General features: G+C 63.4%; 17 protein-coding genes. 10 read left to right on the top strand and 7 right to left on the bottom strand.

Features of this window, described 5'->3' with window-relative positions; all coding sequences use genetic code 11:
• Positions 1-205: 205 nt before the first annotated feature.
• The 4 genes from A3AU_RS01000000135260 to A3AU_RS0110485 form a co-directional block, all read right to left on the bottom strand.
• Positions 206-1,291, bottom strand: coding sequence for a zinc-dependent alcohol dehydrogenase family protein (locus A3AU_RS01000000135260; RefSeq protein WP_245235454.1), 1,086 nt, complete (start codon positions 1,289-1,291; stop codon positions 206-208).
• A 14-nt stretch (positions 1,292-1,305) separates the two neighbouring features.
• A complete protein-coding gene (locus A3AU_RS0110495) occupies positions 1,306-3,084 on the bottom strand; it encodes a TRAP transporter large permease (RefSeq protein WP_027052775.1) in 1,779 nt (592 codons plus the stop codon).
• Positions 3,084-3,668, bottom strand: a complete 585-nt coding sequence (locus tag A3AU_RS0110490) for a TRAP transporter small permease subunit (protein WP_027052774.1) — start codon at positions 3,666-3,668, stop codon at positions 3,084-3,086. Before A3AU_RS0110490 ends, A3AU_RS0110495 begins: the two co-directional genes overlap by 1 nt.
• A 185-nt stretch (positions 3,669-3,853) precedes the next feature.
• The gene (locus A3AU_RS0110485) at positions 3,854-4,759 is read right to left on the bottom strand and encodes a branched-chain amino acid ABC transporter permease (protein WP_027052773.1); all 906 of its coding nucleotides are present in this window, start codon (positions 4,757-4,759) and stop codon (positions 3,854-3,856) included.
• Positions 4,760-4,909: 150 nt separating this feature from the next.
• On the opposite strand from A3AU_RS0110485, the gene A3AU_RS0110480 reads away from it, so the two are divergent.
• From A3AU_RS0110480 to A3AU_RS0110455, 5 genes are all read left to right on the top strand, one after another.
• The gene (locus tag A3AU_RS0110480; RefSeq protein ID WP_027052772.1) at positions 4,910-5,521 is read left to right on the top strand and encodes a CGNR zinc finger domain-containing protein; all 612 of its coding nucleotides are present in this window, start codon (positions 4,910-4,912) and stop codon (positions 5,519-5,521) included.
• Positions 5,502-6,047 (top strand): hypothetical protein, encoded by a 546-nt coding sequence (locus tag A3AU_RS0110475; protein ID WP_027052771.1) that lies wholly within the window; start codon positions 5,502-5,504, stop codon positions 6,045-6,047. Before A3AU_RS0110480 ends, A3AU_RS0110475 begins: the two co-directional genes overlap by 20 nt.
• A gap of 219 nt (positions 6,048-6,266) precedes the next feature.
• Positions 6,267-9,746, top strand: coding sequence for an indolepyruvate ferredoxin oxidoreductase family protein (locus A3AU_RS0110470; protein WP_027052770.1), 3,480 nt, complete (start codon positions 6,267-6,269; stop codon positions 9,744-9,746).
• 140 nt (positions 9,747-9,886) lie between these two features.
• Entirely contained in the window at positions 9,887-12,223 is a 2,337-nt protein-coding gene (locus tag A3AU_RS0110465; RefSeq protein WP_027052769.1) for a putative bifunctional diguanylate cyclase/phosphodiesterase, read from the top strand.
• A gap of 426 nt (positions 12,224-12,649) precedes the next feature.
• On the top strand, positions 12,650-13,342 hold the full coding sequence (locus tag A3AU_RS0110455; protein ID WP_244277707.1) for an N-acyl amino acid synthase FeeM domain-containing protein: 693 nt from the start codon (positions 12,650-12,652) through the stop codon (positions 13,340-13,342).
• Between the two features lie 82 nt (positions 13,343-13,424).
• Here A3AU_RS0110455 and A3AU_RS1000000138890 read toward each other — a convergent pair whose 3' ends face one another.
• Complete coding sequence (locus tag A3AU_RS1000000138890; RefSeq protein ID WP_154674562.1) at positions 13,425-13,586, bottom strand: hypothetical protein; 162 nt, start codon at positions 13,584-13,586, stop codon at positions 13,425-13,427.
• Here A3AU_RS1000000138890 and A3AU_RS1000000137740 point away from each other — a divergent pair.
• From A3AU_RS1000000137740 to A3AU_RS0110425, 5 genes are all read left to right on the top strand, one after another.
• Positions 13,585-13,734, top strand: coding sequence for a DUF3096 domain-containing protein (locus A3AU_RS1000000137740; RefSeq protein ID WP_019862764.1), 150 nt, complete (start codon positions 13,585-13,587; stop codon positions 13,732-13,734). The two genes, A3AU_RS1000000138890 and A3AU_RS1000000137740, sit on opposite strands and share 2 nt — an antisense overlap.
• A gap of 185 nt (positions 13,735-13,919) precedes the next feature.
• Positions 13,920-14,144: an aa3-type cytochrome c oxidase subunit IV gene (locus tag A3AU_RS0110440; RefSeq protein ID WP_027052767.1), complete on the top strand. Its 225-nt coding sequence runs from the start codon at positions 13,920-13,922 to the stop codon at positions 14,142-14,144.
• 87 nt (positions 14,145-14,231) lie between these two features.
• On the top strand, positions 14,232-15,506 hold the full coding sequence (locus A3AU_RS0110435; protein WP_027052766.1) for a Re/Si-specific NAD(P)(+) transhydrogenase subunit alpha: 1,275 nt from the start codon (positions 14,232-14,234) through the stop codon (positions 15,504-15,506).
• Positions 15,506-15,919, top strand: a complete 414-nt coding sequence (locus A3AU_RS0110430) for an NAD(P) transhydrogenase subunit alpha part 2 (RefSeq protein WP_027052765.1) — start codon at positions 15,506-15,508, stop codon at positions 15,917-15,919. The genes A3AU_RS0110435 and A3AU_RS0110430 overlap by 1 nt, the downstream gene beginning before the upstream one ends.
• 1 nt (position 15,920) lies before the next feature.
• The gene (locus A3AU_RS0110425) at positions 15,921-17,327 is read left to right on the top strand and encodes an NAD(P)(+) transhydrogenase (Re/Si-specific) subunit beta (protein WP_027052764.1); all 1,407 of its coding nucleotides are present in this window, start codon (positions 15,921-15,923) and stop codon (positions 17,325-17,327) included.
• Between the two features lie 75 nt (positions 17,328-17,402).
• Here the strand turns inward: A3AU_RS0110425 and A3AU_RS0110420 are convergent, their stop codons facing one another.
• Together A3AU_RS0110420 and gyrB are read right to left on the bottom strand one after the other, a co-directional pair.
• A complete protein-coding gene (locus A3AU_RS0110420; RefSeq protein ID WP_027052763.1) occupies positions 17,403-18,320 on the bottom strand; it encodes a membrane protein in 918 nt (305 codons plus the stop codon).
• A 229-nt stretch (positions 18,321-18,549) separates the two neighbouring features.
• The gene (gene gyrB / locus A3AU_RS0110410) at positions 18,550-21,021 is read right to left on the bottom strand and encodes a DNA topoisomerase (ATP-hydrolyzing) subunit B (RefSeq protein ID WP_027052762.1); all 2,472 of its coding nucleotides are present in this window, start codon (positions 21,019-21,021) and stop codon (positions 18,550-18,552) included.
• Positions 21,022-21,123: the final 102 nt, after the last annotated feature.

Raw genomic sequence — 21,123 nt, 5'->3', positions numbered from 1 at the left:
GGCAGGCGAGCCGATTGCCATCGAAGAGACTGAGAACGGCGAATGGGCGATGCGCTTCTATGCCCATCCGCTCGGCTTCATCGACCACAAGCACATGAAACTGGTTCGCCGAAGCGCCACACCAACCAAACCGCCTGGCGCGGCGGCGAACCCATCATAAGGGGGAGAACTGTTACCCATGTATCCGGTTCAAACTGGTACCCATCTATCGGCTGGACAAGTTGTCATCGACGGTTTCGCCAGTCGCCAACGTTGCGAGACTTGAGAGTCGGCTCGGCACCACCAGCACCTTGACCTCGCCGGGCGCCGGCGGATTGGCGATCACCTCAGCCGCCTCTTCTAGCGGAACCTGCCTGGAGATCAGCCGCTCGATCTCTATCGCGCCCGATGCGATCAACTCGGCGGCGCGGCGGTGCGTATAGGGATTGAGGAACGAGCCGACCACCTTCAATTCCCGGAACAACAGGTCGAAGGGCTCGAATTCCGCCTTCATGCCTTGCGGCGTCACGCCGACGATGACGACTGTGCCGCCGGCCCGTGCCAGCCGCATCGACTGCTCGACGGTCTCGCGCACGCCGGCACATTCGAATACCACGTCGGCGCCACCAGGCGCCAACCCAGCCGGCCCGGCAATGGCGTCGATGACATCGGCGACAGTGGGATCGACCGTCGCCGTGGCGCCGAGCTCCTCGGCAAGCGCGCGCCGCGATGCTTGTCTGGTCGACAGGATGATGGTCGTGGCGCCGGCCAGCCGCGCCAATTGCACGGTGAGCAGGCCTATCACGCCGCCGCCGAGCACGATCACCGAACTGCCCGGCTTGATCTCGGCAAGGTCGACGCCATGCAGGCAGCAGCCGAGCGGCTCGCAGAACGCGCCATGCGTTGGCGGCAGATCGGCGGGCAGGACGAAGGCCTGCTTCTGCGGCAGCACGACATAGTCGGCAAAGCCGCCATCGCGATGGATGCCGATGGCACTGAGATTGCGGCACAGATTGACTCGGCCGGCATGGCAATACGGGCATCGCCCGCAAGCGATGTTGGGATCGCCGGTGACACGGTCGCCGACGGCAAAGCCGGACACGGCATTGCCGACCGCCTCGATGATGCCCGAGAATTCATGTCCCGGCGTCACCGGCGGCCTGCATGGGAATTCGCCATGGAACAGATGCCGGTCGGTGCCGCAGACGCCACAGGCTTCGATCCGCACCAGAAGCTCGTCCGGTCCAGGGACAGGCTTGTCGACCTCGCGCAGCTTAATGCTGCCCACCGCCTCCAGCCGCACCGCTCTCATGGCGTTGTCTCCTATCAGTTGAAGCTCGGCGGCTGCGACAGGTCCGGCGCCGGTGCCGCCGGCTTGGCGGGAGGCGTGTCGCCGAAACTTGGCGGCTGCGACAGATCGGGGGCAGGTGTCGTGCCACCATTGGCCGGTCCCGTGCCGCTCGCCGATGGCGCGCCAAGCGGCGACAGGCCTGGCACTTCCGGCACCTTGTAGTCGATCGTGCCCGGATCGGTCGCCGTGCCCTTATAGCGCATCACCATTTGCGGGAAGGTGATGGTCAGCCCGATCATCACCACCTGGATCAGCACGAACGGCACCGCGCCCCAGTAGATCTGACCGGTCGTCACCGGTGCGATCTGCTTGCCGGTGATGCGGTCGAGATAGGGCACGCGCGCGGCGACCGAGCGCAGGTAGAACAGCGCGAAACCGAAAGGCGGATGCATGAAGCTGGTCTGCATGTTGACGCCCAGGAGCACGCCGAACCAGATCAGGTCGATGCCGAGCTTGTCGGCCGCCGGCGCCAGCAGCGGCACGATGATGAAGGCCAACTCGAAGAAGTCGAGGAAGAAGGCCAGGAAGAACACCAGCATATTGACGCCGATCAGGAAGCCGACTTCGCCGCCCGGCAGCGAGGTCAACAGGTGTTCGACCCAGATCTGGCCATTGACGCCATAGAAGGTCAGCGAGAACACCCGCGCGCCGATCAGGATGAACAGCACGAAGGACGACAGCCGCGTCGTCGAGGCCAGTGCCTGCTTGATCACATCCAGCGACAGCCGGCCCTTTGCCGCGGCCATGGCCAGCGCGCCGACTGCGCCCATGGCGCCGCCTTCCGTTGGCGTGGCGATGCCGAGGAAGATGGTGCCGAGCACCAGGAAGATCAGCGCCAGCGGCGGGATCAGCACGATGACCACCTGCTGTGCCAGCCGCGACATCATGTTGATGTTCAGACGCCTGTCGGCGATGGCCACGACATAGATCAGGATCACGCCGACGCAGGCGCCCAGAATGTCGGCATTGTCGCCATGCGCCGGTGCCAGATAGCGGTACGCCGCATAGGAGATGGCGATTGCCACGGCCAGCGCCACCAGCAGCGAAATCACGCCATGGCCGAGCGTGCGCGCTTCCAGCGGCAGCGCCGGCACCATCTTCGGCCGGAAGATAGAAACGATGAGGATGTAAAGCGCGTAGAGCCCCGTCAGCACCAGGCCGGGAACCAGCGCGCCGGCATACATGTCGCCAACCGAGCGGCCGAGCTGGTCTGCCAGCACGATCAGCACCAGCGAGGGCGGAATGATCTGGGCAAGCGTGCCGGAGGCGGCGATGACGCCGGACGCCAGCCGGCGGTCATAACCATAGCGCAGCATGATAGGCAGCGAGATCAGCCCCATGGCGATGACCGATGCCGCCACCACGCCGGTGGTCGCCGCCAGCAAGGCGCCGACGAAGATCACCGCATAGGCGAGGCCGCCGCGGATCGGTCCGAATAGCTGGCCGATCGTGTCGAGCAGGTCTTCGGCCATGCCCGATCGTTCGAGCACGATGCCCATGAAGGTGAAGAACGGGATGGCCAGCAGCGTGTCGTTCGACATCACCCGGCTGCCATAGAAATTGTCCGGCAGCGCATAGAGCAGCGGCCATGCGAGGTTGATGGCGCCGCCCGAATAGGGTGTCAAAAACACGCCGATGCAGAAGAACAGCAGGCCGTTGGCGGCGAGCGAAAACGCCACGGGATAGCCGATCAGCATGAACAGGATCAGCGAGGCGAACATGATCGGTGCCATGTTCAGGGCGATGAATTCCATCACGGGCGCACCTCGTCGGCCAGCGCCTTGGCTTCGAGCTCGGCCTGTTCGTGCACGGAAATGAAGGGGTTGGGATCGTCCATGACGCCGCGCATGATGGCGATCTTCTTGATGATTTCGGAAATGCCCTGCAGCGCCAGCAGGAAAAAGCCGACCAGCAGTATGGCTTTGGCCGGCCAGACGATGAGGCCGCCGGCATTGGTCGACATCTCGCCGCTGTGGAACGACAGCGATACGTAGGGGACGAAATAGATCACCATCAGCGTCACGAACGGCATCAGGAAGAAGACGTGGCCGAAGAGGTCGATCCAGTGCTGAACGCGCCGTGAAAACAGGCCGTAGACGATGTCGATGCGGATATGCTCGTTCTGCTTCAGCGTATAGGCGGCGGCCAGCATGAAGGCGGCGCCGAACAGATACCACTGTAACTCCAGCCATGCATTGGACGAGGTGTCGAAGATCTTGCGGATGACGGCGTTGGCCGCACTGACCAGGATCGCCAGCAGGATCAGCCAGGATACCGATTTGCCGATGAATTCGTTGAGGCGGTCGATGCCCCGCGACAGAGCGAGCGGCCCTTCCATGCAGTCCTCCCTTGTATCGGAGGCGTGCCGGGCTCCCCCTCATTCCGTCACGCCGCTTGGTCCAACGGTATGCCGCGCGTGGACTGACGGGTCAACAAGCATGGAAGCGACAAACGGCATCAGATGAAACCGAGGGCCGGACAAGGGCGGTCTGCCCCGACGTCATGCAACCAAAGTCTGATGGGTCAGACGACCTTGCCGGTGTCGCGGCCGGCGCCGATCAGGATCAGAATGGCCACCAGGAATAGATACATCCACGCATCGCGCCATTCGAGCGGGAAATAGCCGGCCCACAGTGATTCGGCCATGCCGAACGCGGCGGCGCCGAGCGCTGCCCGTGGCGGTGAGAGATAGCCGCCGACCGACGTCACGAACAGGATTTTCAGGCCATAAACGAGACCGGAACCGAAGCTGACATTGCCATAGTAGAGGCTGGCCATGACGCCAGCCAGCGCGGCGCACAAACCGCCGAGCAGCACGGCATGCCGAAAGACGCGGCGCACGTCGACGCCGCACAGGGCGGCGGCGCGTGGGTCGTCGGAGACCGCGCGCCAGCACCGTCCGAAGTTGGAGAGGGCAAATACCCATGTGGCGAGTGCGACCGCCGCCAGCACCACCGCGCAGTCGAGCACCTGGATCAGCGTCAGCGTCGCCTTGAAGCCGGCTCCTTCGGCGAAGACGATCGGCTGGGCAAGCATCGGCGGCAGCCACAGGTCATGCGTATCGGCGGCAATGCGGCTTGATTCCGACAAGACGATGAGAATGCCGAGCGTCGTCACCACGATGGCATTGGGCGTACGGTCGGCCAAAGGCTCGAAGACGCTGCGCGACAACACATGGCTGATCAGGGCGGCATAGAGGAATGCCGCGACGACGCCGAACAGCACCGAAGCCAACAGCGTCAGCCACAGCACCTGATAGCCGAAGGCGACGCTCAGGATCATGACCTGGCCGCAAAAGGCAAACAGCGCGCCATACGCAAGGTTGGTGCGATGCAGGATGCCGTTGGTCAGCACGTAGCCGAAGGCGAGCAGCGCATAGAGCGCGCCCGAATGCAGCCCGTTCAGCACCTGCTGGAAGAAATAGAGCATGCTCGACACCACCAGAAGCATCTCGCCCAAACCGCGCAGAGATTTGGGGCGGCGGAATGCCCAAGACAAAGGCGACGATACCCTGCCCATCGGAGGTTTGCATCGTCGAATCTAACTTGTCAAATGCGATTTATCGGTTAGATTTCAGCGATGACAGTTGCCTGGACCCCACACCGTTTCACCGGTGGCCTGCTCGCGCTCGACACGGCGAACACCGTCGTGCTGCGCGGTGATCCGGAGAGGACGTTCGACCGATTCGACGATCCGGCCGAAATCGCCCGCTTCGCCGATGCGGCGAGCGGCTTTCGCGCCGGCGAGCTTGGCGACAGGCGGCTGACCGTATCGTCGCCGGCGGCAATCGCCCCCATCGTGCTGGCGATCCGCGAGACCACCGACCGGCTGTTTCGCGGCACGGTGTCGAATGGCGCGGTCGCCACCGCCGACCTGCCCGATTTCCTGCGCGCCTGTGCCGAGGGCCTGGCCGGCTGCCGGACCGAGATCGGCGTGCCGGGCAGGCCGTTCGGGGATCCGGTGACGCCGATTGCCTTCGAGGCGGCGCTGGCGGTCTCAGCCCTTTCGCTGCTGCGCGAAGACACCCTCGCAAGGCTCAGGATCTGCCCCAACTGCACTTGGCTGTTTGTCGACAGAAGCCGCAATTCCTGCCGTCTTTGGTGCGACATGGCGGTGTGCGGCAACCGGCAGAAGGCCAGCCGTCACTATCGCCGCCGCCAAATGGCGGCCCATGAGGTCAAGGATGCCTAAAGGATTTTCACGCGCTCTCGTTGCCAGCGCCATCTTGATTGCCGCGGCGACCCTTGGCGCCTGCCGCGATACCGGCGGCGAGGGCAAGCTGTTCGAGGTTTCCGGCAAGATATTCGTCTTCAACTACCGTCTCGCCCGGGCGACCTATGTCGTGACGTTGCGGCCCTTGCAGCCGATGGGCGAGGGCCAGGTCGCGGTCGCCAGCTTCCAGAACCCTGCCGGCGGCGCGCCGTTGGTGGTCGAGCAAAAAGTCTGGCCGAAGCTCGACAAGGTGAGCCTGGAGAGCCCGGCGCTGACCTGCATCGTCAAGAACAAGCCCTATGCCATCGCCATCAGCATCAAGGGCGCCGACGGCACGATCCTGCAGAAGATCGACACCACGTTGATGTCGACGGAAGACCAGTCGATCCTGCCCGACCGGCCGCTGGTCATGGACCAGCTTTATACGGCCAATCCCGACCTCGCCGGCCATCCCGACGGCAAGCTGCCGGGCGAACCGAAGCCGGACTGCTCGAAAGCCGGCTGATACCTTCCGACCGCATCGATCCCGGCCGGAATTTTCGTGCGCCGTCGCCCTGTCGCCGCGCGGTTTCATGCATCGTCCCGCGCCCACAGGACTGTTTGTTGCGCGTTGCCTGGCCCCTGCGATTTTGTTTGACCTGCCTTGCAAGGGAAGAAAGGATGCGTCATCCGATCCCGACGTTGGCCGCTTCCCCCCACTCGGCCTTCGCAGAGGAAATGCCTGATGACGCTGCATGACGTCGCGCTCGACGACAAGTTCGACCTTGGAAAGGAGCGCATCTTCCTGTCTGGCGCGCAGGCGGTCATCCGCATGCTCCTGATGCAGCGCGAGCGCGACCGGCGCGCTGGTTTGAACACAGCCGGCTTCGTCTCCGGCTATCGGGGCTCGCCGCTCGGCGGCCTCGACATGCAGCTGTGGAAGGCGAAAAAGCAGCTCGCCGGCGCCGATATCGTCTTCCAGCCCGGCTTGAACGAGGAACTGGCCGCCACCGCCTCCTGGGGGTCGCAGCAGACGGAACTGTTGGGCGAGGGGACCCATGATGGCGTCTTTTCCGTCTGGTACGGCAAGGGTCCGGGCGTCGACCGTTCCGGCGACGTCTTCCGCCACGCCAATCTCGCCGGCTCATCCAGGCACGGCGGCGTGCTTGCGCTGATGGGCGACGACCATATGGCCGAATCTTCGACCAATGCGCACGCCACCGAATTCTTGTTCGTCGACACCATGGTGCCGATTCTCAATCCGGCCGGCGTCCAGGAGATCATCGACTACGGCCTGTATGGCTTTGCCATGTCGCGTTTCGCCGGCACCTGGGCGGCGATCAAATGCGTCAAGGACAACATCGAATCGACGGCCTCGGTCGATGCCGCGCTCGAACGGCTCAACATCGTCGTGCCGGAGTTCGACATGCCGCCGGGCGGCCTCAACATCCGCCACGAGATCGACATGCTGGGCCAGGAGGAGCGGCTGCATGAATACAAGCGTGCCGCAGCGTCCGCTTTCATCCATGCCAACGGGTTGAATCATATCGTCTATTCGGGCGGCCGCGACCCGAAGCTCGGCATTATCACGCTGGGCAAGAGCTATCTCGATGTCCGCCAGGCGCTGGAGGATATCGGCATCGACGAGGCCGCCGCCAACCGTATCGGCGTGCGGCTGTTCAAGGTTGGCTGCCCCTGGCCGCTTGACCTGCAACACATCGCCGACTTTGCTCGCGGCCTCGACACCATCGTCGTCGTCGAGGAAAAGCGGTCGCTGATCGAGGTGCAACTGCGAGAGAGCCTCTACGGCACTGCCATGCAGCCGGCCATCGTCGGCAAGAAGGACGAGCGCGGCGACTGGCTGTTTCCGGCCAAGGGTGCGCTGGACCCCAACGAGATCGCCATTGCCCTTGGCGAGAAGATCGTCAAGACCATCGGCCCGTCGGAGGAGATCTCTGCGCGGGTGGGCAAGCTGCGCCAGTTCCAGGCGATGCTCAATGAAGCCACCGACATCGGTTCGCGCACACCGTTCTTCTGCTCGGGCTGCCCGCACAATTCATCGACCAAGGTGCCGGATGGTTCGATAGCCGCGGCCGGCATCGGCTGCCATTTCATGGCGCTGTGGATGGACCGCAACACGCTCGGCTTCACGGCGATGGGCGGCGAGGGCGCGCAATGGGTCGGCCAGGCGCCGTTCTCGAAGCGCGGCCACATCTTCCAGAATCTCGGCGACGGCACCTACAACCATTCCGGTACGCTGGCGATCCGCTTCGCTTTGTCGAGCGACGCCAACATCACCTACAAGATCCTCTACAACGATGCGGTGGCCATGACCGGCGGCCAGCCGCATGAGGGTGGCCTGACGGTGGACATGATCGCCAGGCAGGTGCGGGCCGAGGGCGTCGACCGCATCGCCATCGTCACCGACGAGCCGGGGAAATACGCCGGCAAGGCTGAATTCCCGGCCGGCGCGACCATCCATCACCGCGACGACCTCGATCTCGTCCAGCGTGAGCTGCGCGACGTCAAGGGCGTCTCGATCCTGCTCTACGACCAGACCTGCGCCGCCGAAAAACGCCGGCGCCGCAAGCGCGGAACTTTTCCCGATCCCGACAAGCGCGTCTTCATCAACGAGCTGGTCTGCGAAGGTTGCGGCGATTGTGGTGTGCAGTCGAACTGCGTCTCGATCCAGCCGGTCGAGACCGAATTCGGTCGCAAGCGCAAGATCGACCAATCGAGTTGCAACAAGGATTTCTCCTGCGTCAACGGCTTCTGTCCGTCCTTCGTCACCGTGCACGGCGCCAAGATCCGCAAGGCCGAAGGCCTTGCCGGCAAGACCGATCCACTCGACGGCGTGCCGACGCCAGCCGAATTCCCGCTGGGTGCCGAGGGCTGGGCGGCGATCATCGATGGCGTCGGCGGCACCGGCGTCGTCACCGTCGGCGCCGTGCTCGGCATGGCGGCCCATCTCGAGGACAAGGGCTGCGGCATGATCGACATGGCCGGCCTTGCCCAGAAGGGCGGCTCGGTGTTCACCCATGTTCGCATTGCCCGCACGCCGGACGACATACATGCCATCCGCGTTTCGGCGGGGAAGGCCGATCTCGTGCTCGGCTGCGACCTCGTCGTGTCTGGCGCCAAGAAGGTGCTGACGGCGGTACGCGAGGGCCATACGATCTTTCTCGCCAACACGGCCGAGATCATGCCCGGAGAGTTTGCCCGCTCGGCGGACTTCTCCTTGCCGGTCGAACGACTGAAGAAGGCAATCCGGAGCGCCGCGGGCGACGACAAGGCCCACTTCTTCGACGCCACCCGCACCGCCACCGCGCTCTTCGGCAATTCGCTCGGCGCCAACATGTTCATGCTCGGCTTTGCCTTCCAGCATGGCGGCTTGCCGCTGTCGGCCGAGGCCGTAGAAAGGGCGATCGAGCTCAACGGCGAAGCGGTGGCGATGAACATCGCCGCCTTCCGCTGGGGCCGCCGCGCGGCGCACCAGCCGGATTTCGTGCGCGGCCTCGTCGCCCAGCCGGGCAAGGCGGGACAAACCGCCCCGGCCGCGCAGACGCTGGACGAGATCATTGCCCGCCGTGTCGCCTTCCTGACCGCTTACCAGAACGCGGCCTACGGCAAGCGCTATGCCGACAGGCTGGCGCTGCTGCGCGCCGCGGAGGCCAACGCAGTGCCCGGCTCGACCGCCGTGACTGAAGCCGCGGCCCGGAACCTGTTCAAGCTGATGGCGATCAAGGACGAGTATGAGGTGGCCCGGCTCTACACCGACGGCTCCTTCGCCGCCGAGCTTGGCAAGCAGTTCCAGAGCTACGAGAAGCTTGAATTCCATCTCGCCCCGCCGATCATGGGACGTCGCGGCAATGACGGCAGCCCTCGGAAATCGAGCTTCGGCCCGTGGATGATGAAGGGTTTCCGCCTGCTGGCGGCGCTGAAGGGCCTGCGTGGCACCGTTTTCGACCTGTTCGGCTATACCGCCGAACGGCGCATGGAACGGCAGCTTTTGGCCCAGTATGAAGCCGATCTCGAGCTCGTCGCCAGGTCGCTGGCGCCTGATAAGGCCGAGGCGGCCGTCGCTCTGGTATCGGTGCCTGCGCTCATTCGTGGTTATGGCCATGTCCGGCAGGCAAGCGCGCAAAAGGCCGCGGGTGAGCGCAAAAGGCTGCTCGCGCGCCTGTCAAGCACGCCGACGCGGGCAGAACTTCAGGCCGCCGAATGATGGATACGCCTTGTTTACCTGAAGCTTGATTTCCCGGTCCGTCCTGCGTTTGCGCGCGCCCGCAACCGAGCCAGAGCCACTGTTCTAAGCCTTTCTTAAGGCGGGTGTGCCATGACAAGGCCTAGCGTTGGGCCGACGACATGGGCAGAACAAAGACCGAAAACATCCCGGCGGATGTTTATATCCAGTTTGTGCGGTCGTTGTTCGACAACGCCCACATGCTGGTGATCGGTGGTGTATGCTACTGGATCCTCGGATTCATGATCTGGTTGCGTACGCAGAACCCTTTGTTCCTGGGTTTTTCTTTTGTTCTGCTGTTCATCAGCCTTTTCCGCTACTCCGGCATTCGAAGTTTCCGCAAGGCGGGCGGCGTCATAGCCAATGTCGAAGAGGCGTGGCGGTGGGAGCGCACCTATATCCTCAAAGGCAGCTTGCAGGGCCTCGGCTTGGGCGCGCTGTGTTTCATTTCGATCTATGTCTATCCCGACCCGTTTGCCGAACTGGCGGCGACGTCGCTGGCCCTGGCAACCCTGGTCACGGTGGTCGGCCGGAACTACGGCTCGCCGCTCATGGTGCGGATTTTCTCCGTGACCTTCATTGGTCCGGCGGCACTTGCACTCATTATGCGCATGGATGTCCCCTCGCTCATTCTCGGGTTGATGATCATCCCGCTTACGTTCGTCACCATCAACAGCGCCGATCACGTCCGCGACGTGCTGTTCTCGGCGGTCATCGGCCACAAGGAAGCGAGGAAGCTCGCGCTCAGGTTCGATCGCGCCCTCAACACCATGTCGCACGGCCTTGTCATGCTTGGCCCCAACGGTCGGGTGGCGGTGGCCAATGCCGAAGCGGCCCACCTGATGTCGCTCAAATCCGCGAACGCTCTGCTCGGGCGGTCGATCCATGGTTTGCTGATGCGCGGCGTTGCCGGCGGTATGCTGGCGCCGAAGGACTGCCGCTACATCGAGGCCCAGCTGACACGGGCCTTGCGCGAGGGCCGCGACCGCAAGGTTCTGGTCTCGCTGGCCAACGGCCAGCATTATGAGTTCTCGGCCCGCGAAGGCAGCCAGGAACTCGGTGTCATCACCTTCGAGGACGTGACGGCGCGCGTCGAGGCGGAAGAGAAGATCCGCTTCATGGCGCGTTACGACAATCTCACCGGCCTGCCCAACCGTGCCTACTTCCATGAACTGGTCGGCGAGGCGATGGCGTCAGGCGACCGCGACCGTCTCTGTGGCCTGGCCGTGCTCGACCTCGACGATTTCAAGAGCGTCAACGACACGCTCGGCCATCCGGTTGGCGACGGGTTGATCTACGCGGTCGCCGAGCGTCTTGCCGCTGTCGCCGGGCACGGCATCACCGTCAGCCGCTTTGGCGGCGACGAGTTCATGGTCTTCTTCGACCGCATCGAGGATGAGAGCCACCTCACGCTGCAGATCGACGAGATCTTCGCGGCATTGCAGGGCGAGGTGGATGTCGCCGGCCATGGGCTGCGCATCCAGACCAGTGGTGGCGCGGTGTTGGCACGGGTCGGCGACAGCGATGTCGACGCCATGATCGTCAAGGCTGATCTGGCGCTTTACAAGGCCAAGGAGCTTGGCAAGAACGGTTGGCGGCTGTTCGAGGCGGCAATGGACGCCGCGTTCCGCAACCGTCAGCTGATGAAGGCGGATCTGCGCAGCGCGGTGGAAAGCCAGAGCCTGCGGGTCGTCTATCAGCCGATCGTGGCGATGAGCACGATGCGCATCGCCAGCTGCGAGGCGCTGTGCCGCTGGGACCATCCCGATCTCGGACCGATTTCGCCGGGCATTTTCATTCCCCTGGCCGAGGAAATGGGCATCATTTCCGAAATCAGCACCTTCGTACTGCAGGCAGCCTGCACCGAATGCGCCAAATGGCCGGATCAGACCAGCGTCTCGGTCAACCTCTCGGCCAAGGATTTCCGCAGCCGGGACGTCATCCAGAAGGTTCGCGATGCGCTGGTGAATTCCGGCCTTGCAGCCGGCCGGCTGGAGATCGAGGTCACCGAAACGGCGCTGCTCGACGACAAATCGCTGACGCGCCAATATATCGAGGAACTGAAGCAGCTCGGCGTGCGCATCGCGCTCGACGATTTCGGCACCGGCTATTCGAGCCTGAGCTACCTCCACAAGCTGCCGCTCGACAAGATCAAGATCGATCGCTCGTTCCTGATGGACGTCACCCAGAACAGCCGTTCCCTGGAACTGCTCAAGGGCATTGTCAGCCTGTCGCGGCCGCTTGGGCTTTCGGTGACCGTGGAAGGCGTCGAGACCTTCGAACAGCTCAAGATCCTGGCCTTGCAGGTTAAACCGGATCTCGTGCAAGGTTTCCTCTTCGGTGCCGCGCTCAGCGCGTCGGGTATCGAGACGATGTCTAATGTCACCTGGCCATTTGCCGCGGACCTGCGTCTCACCGGCAAACGCACGGCCAGTTCCGGCAAACGGACAGCCGGCTAGAGCAATTCCGGAAAGTTTGTATCGGGTTTCGTGCGGAATTGCTTCATGGTGGTTCCGTCGCCCGGCCAGAGGCATTTCATCTTCCGGACGAAGCGCAACGTTGCGTCGGTGACCGGCAAGGGGCTGTGCGTGAGGCCGAGCCCGACAGATGGCATCGCCGGCATCCGGCCCGCTCAAGCTTTCCAATCATAACAAGAGGCTACGACGGGGTGCGAGAACTTGCGGATGCAAGCGCCATAGCCTCAAATGGCGCTCGGCTGTTAAGGTTAACGGAAGGTAAATCAACACAATCCAAGTTTCAGCTTGTGTCTCATTTCAGCTCGAATAGCCTATTCATAGGCGGAATTTCGAGGACTGACGATGGATGCTGCAAGGAATGCCTCTGGCGCGGCCAGAGCAGCCGGGGATTCGGTGCTGAATCGATCGATGATGCAGCTGCTCGAGCATGTTGATTACCGCCTCATCACCGGAGGCGAGGATCTGGAGGCGATTTACCGACTTCGCTACAAATCCTATCTGCGCTCAGGCATGTGCGGCCCAATCGCCAGTGGGATGTTCGAGGATCGTTGGGACAATCTGCCCAACTCCTACCGGTTCGGCGTCTATTTCTATGGGGAGTTGGTCAGCACGCTCCGCTTCCATTACATTTCTCGGGAGCACCCGAATTCACCCTCCGTCGATGCCTATCCGGAAATCCTGGTCGAGCGACTTGCCCGCGGAGAAACCTTTATCGATGGAACCCGGTTTGCGACCGATCCCGACGGCGCGCCGGCGCCCGGAGTGCTGCCGTTCCTGACGCTCAGGCTTGCCATGGTGGCCTCGCTCTATTTTGGCCAGAACTCGGTGCTTACACCAGTCAAGGTCGAGCACTCCAATTTCTATTCGCGTTATTTCAACGCCGTGCAGAGGACCGAGGCCAAGGAATTCCCCGGCGTTCTCACCCGGATCGCCCTGTTCGAAATCCCTGCCGGCGAGAATATGCGCCTGACGCTCCAGCGGTTCCCCTTCTTCAGGTCGACGCCGACGGAGCAGCGGCTGATGTTCGGCAATCCGGCCATCAACCGATTGACACCCTTGTCCATCGTGCCGACGGCGAAATATTATCGCGACGCCGCCTAGAGCAATTCCAGGAAAAGTGCGAGCGGTTTTCCCGGGTAAAGCGCATGGTGCTTCCCCCTGGGAATTGCGTAGAAACAACAGGTTAGAGCGGCTCGCCGTTTCCATGGAACAGTGAACGCTCAAGGCGCACCCGATTTTCGCAAGGCGTCTGGAGCCTTCCGGCCAGATACGCGTTCTGATGACGGCGGCGCGCCGCCGCTCGATCTTTGCCATCCAGGCGAGTCTGCCAGAAGGAACCGGACATGCATATTTCCCAGCTTGCGCTGACGCCGCTTATCTCGCTGATCGCCGGCGTGCTGATCCTCATCATGCCACGGCTGCTGAACTACATCGTCGCGCTCTATCTGATCGTCGTGGGACTGCTCGGCCTTTTTCCGCACCTCGCCGGCTAAAGGCCATCGAGCGAGCCTGGCGCGGAGAGGCTGTCCCGCGCCGGGATAGGCCGCAGTTTCATTATTCCCCCGCAGTTTCAATATTCCCTTGAGGCAGTTGTCGGTCCCGATGCGGCAATAGCGCCATTGCTCTCGGGCCTGCTTTTCGGTATGTGCCTGAAAGATGTCTTCGAAGGGGTATTCCTATGGCTGATCACTCGTCGACCGGTCCTGTCGAACTGGGCGCGAAGATGGACTATGCCGAGCATGACCGCACCTATGCGGGCTTTCTCGCGCTGGCCAAGTACGGATCGCTTTTCTGCGGCGCGCTGCTTCTGGCGATGGCATTCGGCTTTTTCGCGGGCGGTTTCTTCTCGGCGACCATCCTGTTCGTCCTGATTCTGGCCGTCGGCGCCTTCATTCTGCGATAGACCTTCCAAAACCCCGTTGCCATTGACGTCGCCGGAGCTTCCGGCCGACACTTTGCGCAGACAGGTTCCAGCCGAAAGGATCATGCGGTGGGACAGACGGTTTTCATTCCTCGTGAGCTCGATGCAAACGAGCCGCGTGTCGCGGCCTCGCCCGATACGGTCAAGCGGCTGGCGGGGCTGGGCTTCGACGTGGTTGTCGAAACCGGCGCCGGCACAAGGTCGCGCATCCCAGACGAAGAGTTCGCCAAGGCGGGTGCCGCAATAGGCAAGGCCGGCGATGTCGCCAAGGCCGATGTCGTGCTGAAGGTTCGCCGGCCGAGCGATGCCGAGCTGAAGAGCTACAAATCCGGCGCGGCTGTGATCGCCATCATGGACCCCTACGGCAACGATGCGGCGGTCGCGGCCTTGGCCAAGGCCGGTGTCACCGCCTTTTCCATGGAATTCATGCCGCGCATCACCCGCGCGCAATCGATGGATGTGCTTTCCTCACAGGCAAACCTTGCCGGCTACCAGGCAGTGATCGACGGCGCCTCGGAATATGACCGCGCGCTGCCGATGATGATGACGGCGGCTGGCACGGTGCCGGCGGCCAAGGTCTTCATCATGGGCGTCGGCGTCGCCGGCTTGCAGGCGATCGCCACGGCCCGCCGGCTCGGCGCGGTCGTCACCGCCACCGACGTGCGCCCCGCCGCCAAGGAACAGGTCGCCTCGCTCGGCGCAAAATTCCTGGCCGTCGAGGACGACGAGTTCAAGGCCGCCGAAACCGCCGGCGGCTACGCCAAGGAAATGTCGAAGGAATATCAGGCCAAGCAGGCAGCGCTTACCGCCGAGCACATCGCCAAGCAGGACATCGTCATCACCACGGCGCTGATCCCCGGCCGGCCGGCGCCCAAGCTGGTGTCGGCGGCCATGGTCGCCTCGATGAAGCCGGGCTCGGTGCTCGTCGATCTCGCCGTCGAGCGCGGCGGTAATGTCGAGGGCGCGGAGGCCGGCAAGGTCGTCACCACCGCCAACAACGTCAAGATCGTCGGCCATCTCAACGTACCGGGCCGCGTCGCCGCATCCGCCTCGCTGCTTTACGCCAAGAACCTGTTCGCTTTCCTCGAGACGCTGGTCGACAAGACCACCAAGACGCTCGCCATCAACCGCGATGACGATCTGGTCAAGGCGACGATGCTGACCGACGCTGGCAAGGTCGTGCACCCTGCTTTCGCCAAGGCGGCCGAGCAGCCCTATGTCGAGCCGGCCGCCATCCCGGCCACGACGATGGTGGCCGACGCCTCGGTCGCCCCCAAGAAAGCTGCGTCCAAGAGAGCTGCCGCATCCAAGTCGTCCTCGTCCAAGCCGAAAGGGACCGCGTGATGGACCAGACCCTGCAGAAAGCCCTCGACCAGCTCGACCAGGCAAGTGCGGCCGTCAGGCTGGCAGTGCAGAACCTGGCCAATGCTCCAGGCGGCGCGGACGCGGCACACGCACTCTCGGGCGGCGCTGTCGACCCCTTCGTTTTCCAGTTCGCCATCTTCGTGCTGGCGATCTTCGTCGGCTATTATGTCGTCTGGTCGGTGACCCCCGCTTTGCACACGCCGCTGATGGCCGTCACCAATGCCATTTCCTCGGTCATCGTCGTCGGCGCGCTGCTTGCCGTCGGCATTGCTGCCTCCGGGCTCGCCGCCGGCTTCGGCTTCATCGCGCTGGTGTTGGTCTCGGTCAACATCTTCGGCGGCTTCCTCGTCACCCAGCGGATGCTGGCCATGTACAAGAAGAAGGACAAGTGACGTGACCGTCAATCTCGCTTCCTTCCTCTATCTGGTCTCCGGCATCCTGTTCATCTTGGCGCTGCGCGGACTCTCGCATCCCACCACCAGCCGCCGCGGCAATCTCTACGGCATGGTCGGGATGGCGATCGCTATTGTCACGACGCTGGCACTGGCTCTGCCCTTGGCTCCCTCGGCCGGCCGTTTTGGCCTGATCGTGCTGGGGTTGGCTATAGGCGGCGGTATTGGCGCCGTCACCGCGCGCCGCATCGCCATGACCTCGATGCCGCAACTGGTCGCCGCCTTTCACTCGCTCGTCGGCTTTGCCGCCGTCATGGTGGCGGCCGCCGCCATGTATGCGCCGGAAAGCTTCAAGATCGGCACGGCGGGCGACATTCACGCCGAAGCTCTGATCGAAATGAGCCTCGGCGTCGCCATCGGCGCCATCACCTTCACCGGTTCGGTCATCGCCTTCCTGAAGCTCGACGGCCGCATGTCGGGCAAGCCGATCATGATCGGCGGTCGACACCTCATCAACGCCGCCCTCGGCATCGCGCTGGTGGTGCTGATCGTGCTTCTGGTCACCACCGAAGCCAAGCTCGTCTTCTGGCTGATCGTCGCCGCCTCGCTGGTGCTCGGTGTCCTTCTGATCATCCCGATCGGCGGCGCCGACATGCCGGTCGTCGTCTCGATGCTGAATTCCTATTCCGGCTGGGCTGCGGCAGCGCTTGGCTTCACGCTCGGCAATCTGGCGCTGATCATCACCGGCGCGCTGGTCGGCTCGTCCGGCGCGATCCTGTCCTACATCATGTGCAAGGGCATGAACCGAAGCTTCATCTCGGTCATCCTCGGCGGCTTCGGCGGTGAGACCGCCACTGCCGCTGATGACGGCATCGAGCGCACGGTCAAGCAGGGTTCTGCCGACGACGCCGCCTATCTGATGATGAACGCGCAGAAGGTCATCATCGTGCCTGGCTACGGCATGGCGGTCGCCCAGGCGCAGCACGCGCTGCGCGAAATGGCCGACAAGCTCAAGGCCAATGGCGTCGACGTCAAATACGCCATCCATCCGGTGGCCGGCCGCATGCCTGGCCACATGAACGTGCTGCTCGCCGAAGCCAACGTGCCCTATGACGAAGTGTTCGAGCTCGAGGACATCAACTCCGAATTCGCGCAGGCCGACGTCGCCTATGTCATCGGCGCCAACGACGTCACCAACCCGTCCGCGCGCGACGACAAGTCCTCGCCCATCTACGGCATGCCGATCCTCGACGTCGACAAGGCCCGCACCTGCCTGTTCGTCAAGCGCTCGCTCGGCTCCGGCTATGCGGGCATCGACAACACGCTGTTCTACAAGGACGGTACCATGATGCTGCTCGGCGACGCCAAGAAGATGACCGAGGAAATCGTCAAGGCCATGGATCACTGATCCGGCCGATAGGCCTGAATAGCAAAGAGCCCGGCTTTGAAACCGGGCTCTTTCATTTTCGCGAGCGTGCCGTGTTCAGCGGCTGGTCAGGAAGACCGCTTCCTCTTCGTCGCGCTGCCGGCCGCCGAGGGCAGCCGCCGCACTGGCGATGAAAGCACCGATGGCCAGCGACAAGGCGCCGAGCAAGGCAAAGGTCGCGCTGCCTTTCCGGGCGGTGTCGGCAGCCTGCTTGGCCTTGACCTTGGCGTCCTCGACCTTGGCGACCATTGCATCGACACGCGCCTTGGCGTCGGCCTCGGACAGACCGGTGCGGGCGGCGACCAGTTGCGACAGATAGGTCTTGTCGTCAGCCGAAATCTCGCCGGCCGCGGCACCGGCGACCAGGATGCGCGAGGCTTGGCCGACTGCGGCCGCGTCGCCGTCTGGATTGGCAGCGGCGAGCTTGGCCGGATCGGCCGGACGGAACAGCGAATCCACAAGATAGGAGGTCGCATTGTCAGCCGGTGCGTTTCCGGCATTGGCAGTGGTCCCAGCCGAGGCGCCCATGGCGGCGCCCGAGGCGACGGTGGAAACCGCCTGCACGCCTGAACCGATTGCTGCGGATAACGCCGAGCCAAGCACGCCGACGACAAGCAAAGTTGCCAGTGCCCAGGCGAGGAAACCGTGCGCGGTGTCGCGGAAATAGACCTCGTCGGTGTGAATGCCGACCCATTTGGTGCGCAGGCGTCCGGCAAGGTAGCCGCCGACGCCGGAGGACAGCCATTGCACGATGACCAGCCAGATGGCTGTCGACACCGCGAAAGTGGTGACCGACGCGCCCGAACCCGACCATGGCGATACCATGCTGAGCCCAAGCCCGGAGCCGAGCAGCATGAGGATGAACGTCAGCGTCGAGGCCGCGAAGGCGCCGGCAATAATCGGCCCCCAGCTGACGGCGGTGGCGGAGGATTCCGTTGAAGCGGATACGTCGACAGCCGATAGGGTGGACTGCATTTGAAGCCCCCTATCGTACGAACAGCATGATCAGAATGATGATCGGAATCGGAATGCCGAGCAACCAGAGCAAAATGCCGCGTCCCATGGATGTCTCCTTGTGAGAAATTGTGATCGATATTGCCACAATGTCCCGCGGGGACTTCCGTTCCGGCGCGCTATAAAATGATTTTGTTTGCCGGCGATGGAACAAATCGGCGCGCCGCGGAGCGCCGATTTTGGCGTTAGGTCAAATATCCAGATTGGCGACCGACAGCGCGTTGTCCTGGATGAATTCGCGCCGGGGCTCGACCTCGTCGCCCATCAACCGGGAGAACAGCGAGTCGGCATCGGTCGCGTCGTTGACCTTGACCTGCAGCAGCGACCGCACGTTCGGGTCGAGCGTGGTTTCCCAAAGCTGCTCGGCATTCATCTCGCCGAGACCCTTGTAGCGCTGCATGGTCAGGCCCTTGCGGCCGGTGGCAAAGACCGCATTGAGCAGCGCCATCGGCCCCGAGACGGTTTCGGACACATCCTTGCGGCGCAGCACCGGCGGCGTGCCGTAGACCTCGCTCAGGCGCTGTGAATAGCGGTCGAGCTGGCGGGCATCGGCCGAATTGATCAGCCCCATGTCGAGATGGGCGTACTCCTTGACGCTACGCACGGTGCGTTCGAAGACATAGCCACCGCTGCCGTCGTTCGAGGTCGACATGCGGCCGGTCCAGCCGCGCTCGGTGTCCTCGGCGATGATGTCGAGGCGCTGTGCGATCCGTTCCGCCATGGCGTTGGCGCGGCCAAGATCACCGAAGACTTCCGGATTGAGCCCGCCGGCGATGGCGGCCTGCTCGACGACGTTGCGGTTGTAGCGCGTGTGCAGGCCGTTGATGAGCTGGCGAACGGCCAGCGCATCGGCAACGGCACCGTGCAGATCCTGTCCGACCCGCACTTCGCCTGAACCCAGCGTAAGGGAAGCCTCCTCCAGCCCTGAATCGATCAGGAACTCCTCGAAGGCGCTCTCATTCTTGATGTATTGCGAGCTCTTGCCGCGCGTCACTTTGTACAGCGGCGGCTGGGCAATGTAGAGATGGCCGCGCTCGATCAGCTCCGGCATCTGCCGGAAGAAGAAGGTGAGCAGCAAGGTTCTGATATGGGCGCCGTCGACGTCGGCGTCGGTCATCAGGATGATCTTGTGGTAGCGCAGCTTGTCGGCGTTGAACTCGTCCTTGCCGATCGAGGTGCCGAGCGCGGTGATCAGCGTGCCGATCATGTCGGAAGAGAGCATGCGGTCGAAGCGGGCCCGCTCGACATTGAGGATCTTGCCGCGCAGCGGCAGGATGGCCTGGTTCTGGCGCGAGCGGCCGCCCTTGGCCGAGCCGCCGGCCGAGTCACCCTCGACGATGAAGATTTCCGATTTTGCCGGGTCGCGCTCTTGGCAGTCGGCCAGCTTGCCGGGCAGCGACGTGACGCCAAGCGAGGTCTTGCGCGTGATGTCGCGGGCCTTGCGCGCGGCTTCGCGCGCCGCCGCGGCTTGGATCACCTTGTCGACCACCACCTTGCCTTCGGCGGGATGCTCCTCCAGCCAGGTGCCGAGCGCCTCGTTGACCAGTCCCTCGACGACCGGGCGGACTTCCGAGGAAACCAGCTTGTCCTTGGTCTGAGAGGAGAATTTCGGGTCGGGGACCTTGACCGAAAGCACGGCTGTCAGCCCTTCGCGGCAATCGTCGCCGATCAGCGAGACCTTTTCCTTTTTGGTCAGCCCCGAGGACTCGCCATAGCCGGTGATCTGGCGGGTCAGCGCGCCACGGAAGCCGGCCAGATGGGTGCCGCCATCGCGCTGCGGGATGTTGTTGGTGAAGGCCAGCACGTTCTCGTGGTAGCTGTCGTTCCACCACATAGCCACTTCGACGGTGATACCGTCGCGCTCGGCCCGGATGGCAATCGGCTTCTCGATCAGCGGTTTCTTGACCCGGTCGAGATATTTGACGAACTCCTCGAGACCGCCATCATAGTGCAGCTCATGGCGCACGATGTCGGCGTGGCGGGCATCGGTCAGGACGATGCGCACGCCGGAATTGAGGAAGGCGAGCTCGCGCAGTCGGTGTTCCAGCGTGCCGAAGTCGAACTCGACCATTGTGAAGGTCTCGGCCGACGGAAAGAAGGTGATCTCGCTGCCGCTGCGGCCCTCATTGGTGCCAGGCTGCTTGTTCTGCTCGTAGCTGCCTGTCGCCTTCAGCGGCGCGTCGGCATTGCCATGCGTGAAGCTCATCTCGAAGATCTGGCCGTTGCGGCGGATCTTGAGCTTCAGCCAAGCCGACAGGGCGTTGACCACCGAGACGCCGACGCCGTGCAGGCCGCCCGACACCTTGTAGGAGTTCTGGTCGAATTTGCCGCCGGCATGCAGCTGCGTCATGATCACTTCGGCCGCCGAGATACCCTCGCTGGGGTGAATATCGGTCGGAATGCCACGGCCATTGTCAATCACGGTGACCGATCCGTCCGGATTGAGCGTCACCGAAACCAGGTCGGCATGGCCGGCCAGCGCCTCGTCGATGGCGTTGTCGACCACCTCATAGACCATGTGATGCAGGCCCGAACCGTCGTCGGTGTCGCCGATATACATGCCAGGGCGTTTACGAACAGCATCCAACCCCTTCAAAACCTTGATGGAATCAGCGCCGTATTCGGCTTCTGCGCCGTTGGTGTTCTCGGTCTGGTCGCTCATGAAAACCTGTTGTCTAGATGCCGCTTGTATAGCGCGAAAAATCGGCCCCGAATCGCGCCTCTGATATAGGCTAGATATAGGCGCTAAAGGCGGTTTTTCCAA

This window comes from Mesorhizobium erdmanii USDA 3471, from assembly GCF_000472705.1.
GTDB classification, from domain to species: domain Bacteria; phylum Pseudomonadota; class Alphaproteobacteria; order Rhizobiales; family Rhizobiaceae; genus Mesorhizobium; species Mesorhizobium erdmanii.
Note: the sequence above shows the minus strand (reverse complement) of the source record. Positions and strands in the feature narration are given on the sequence as shown.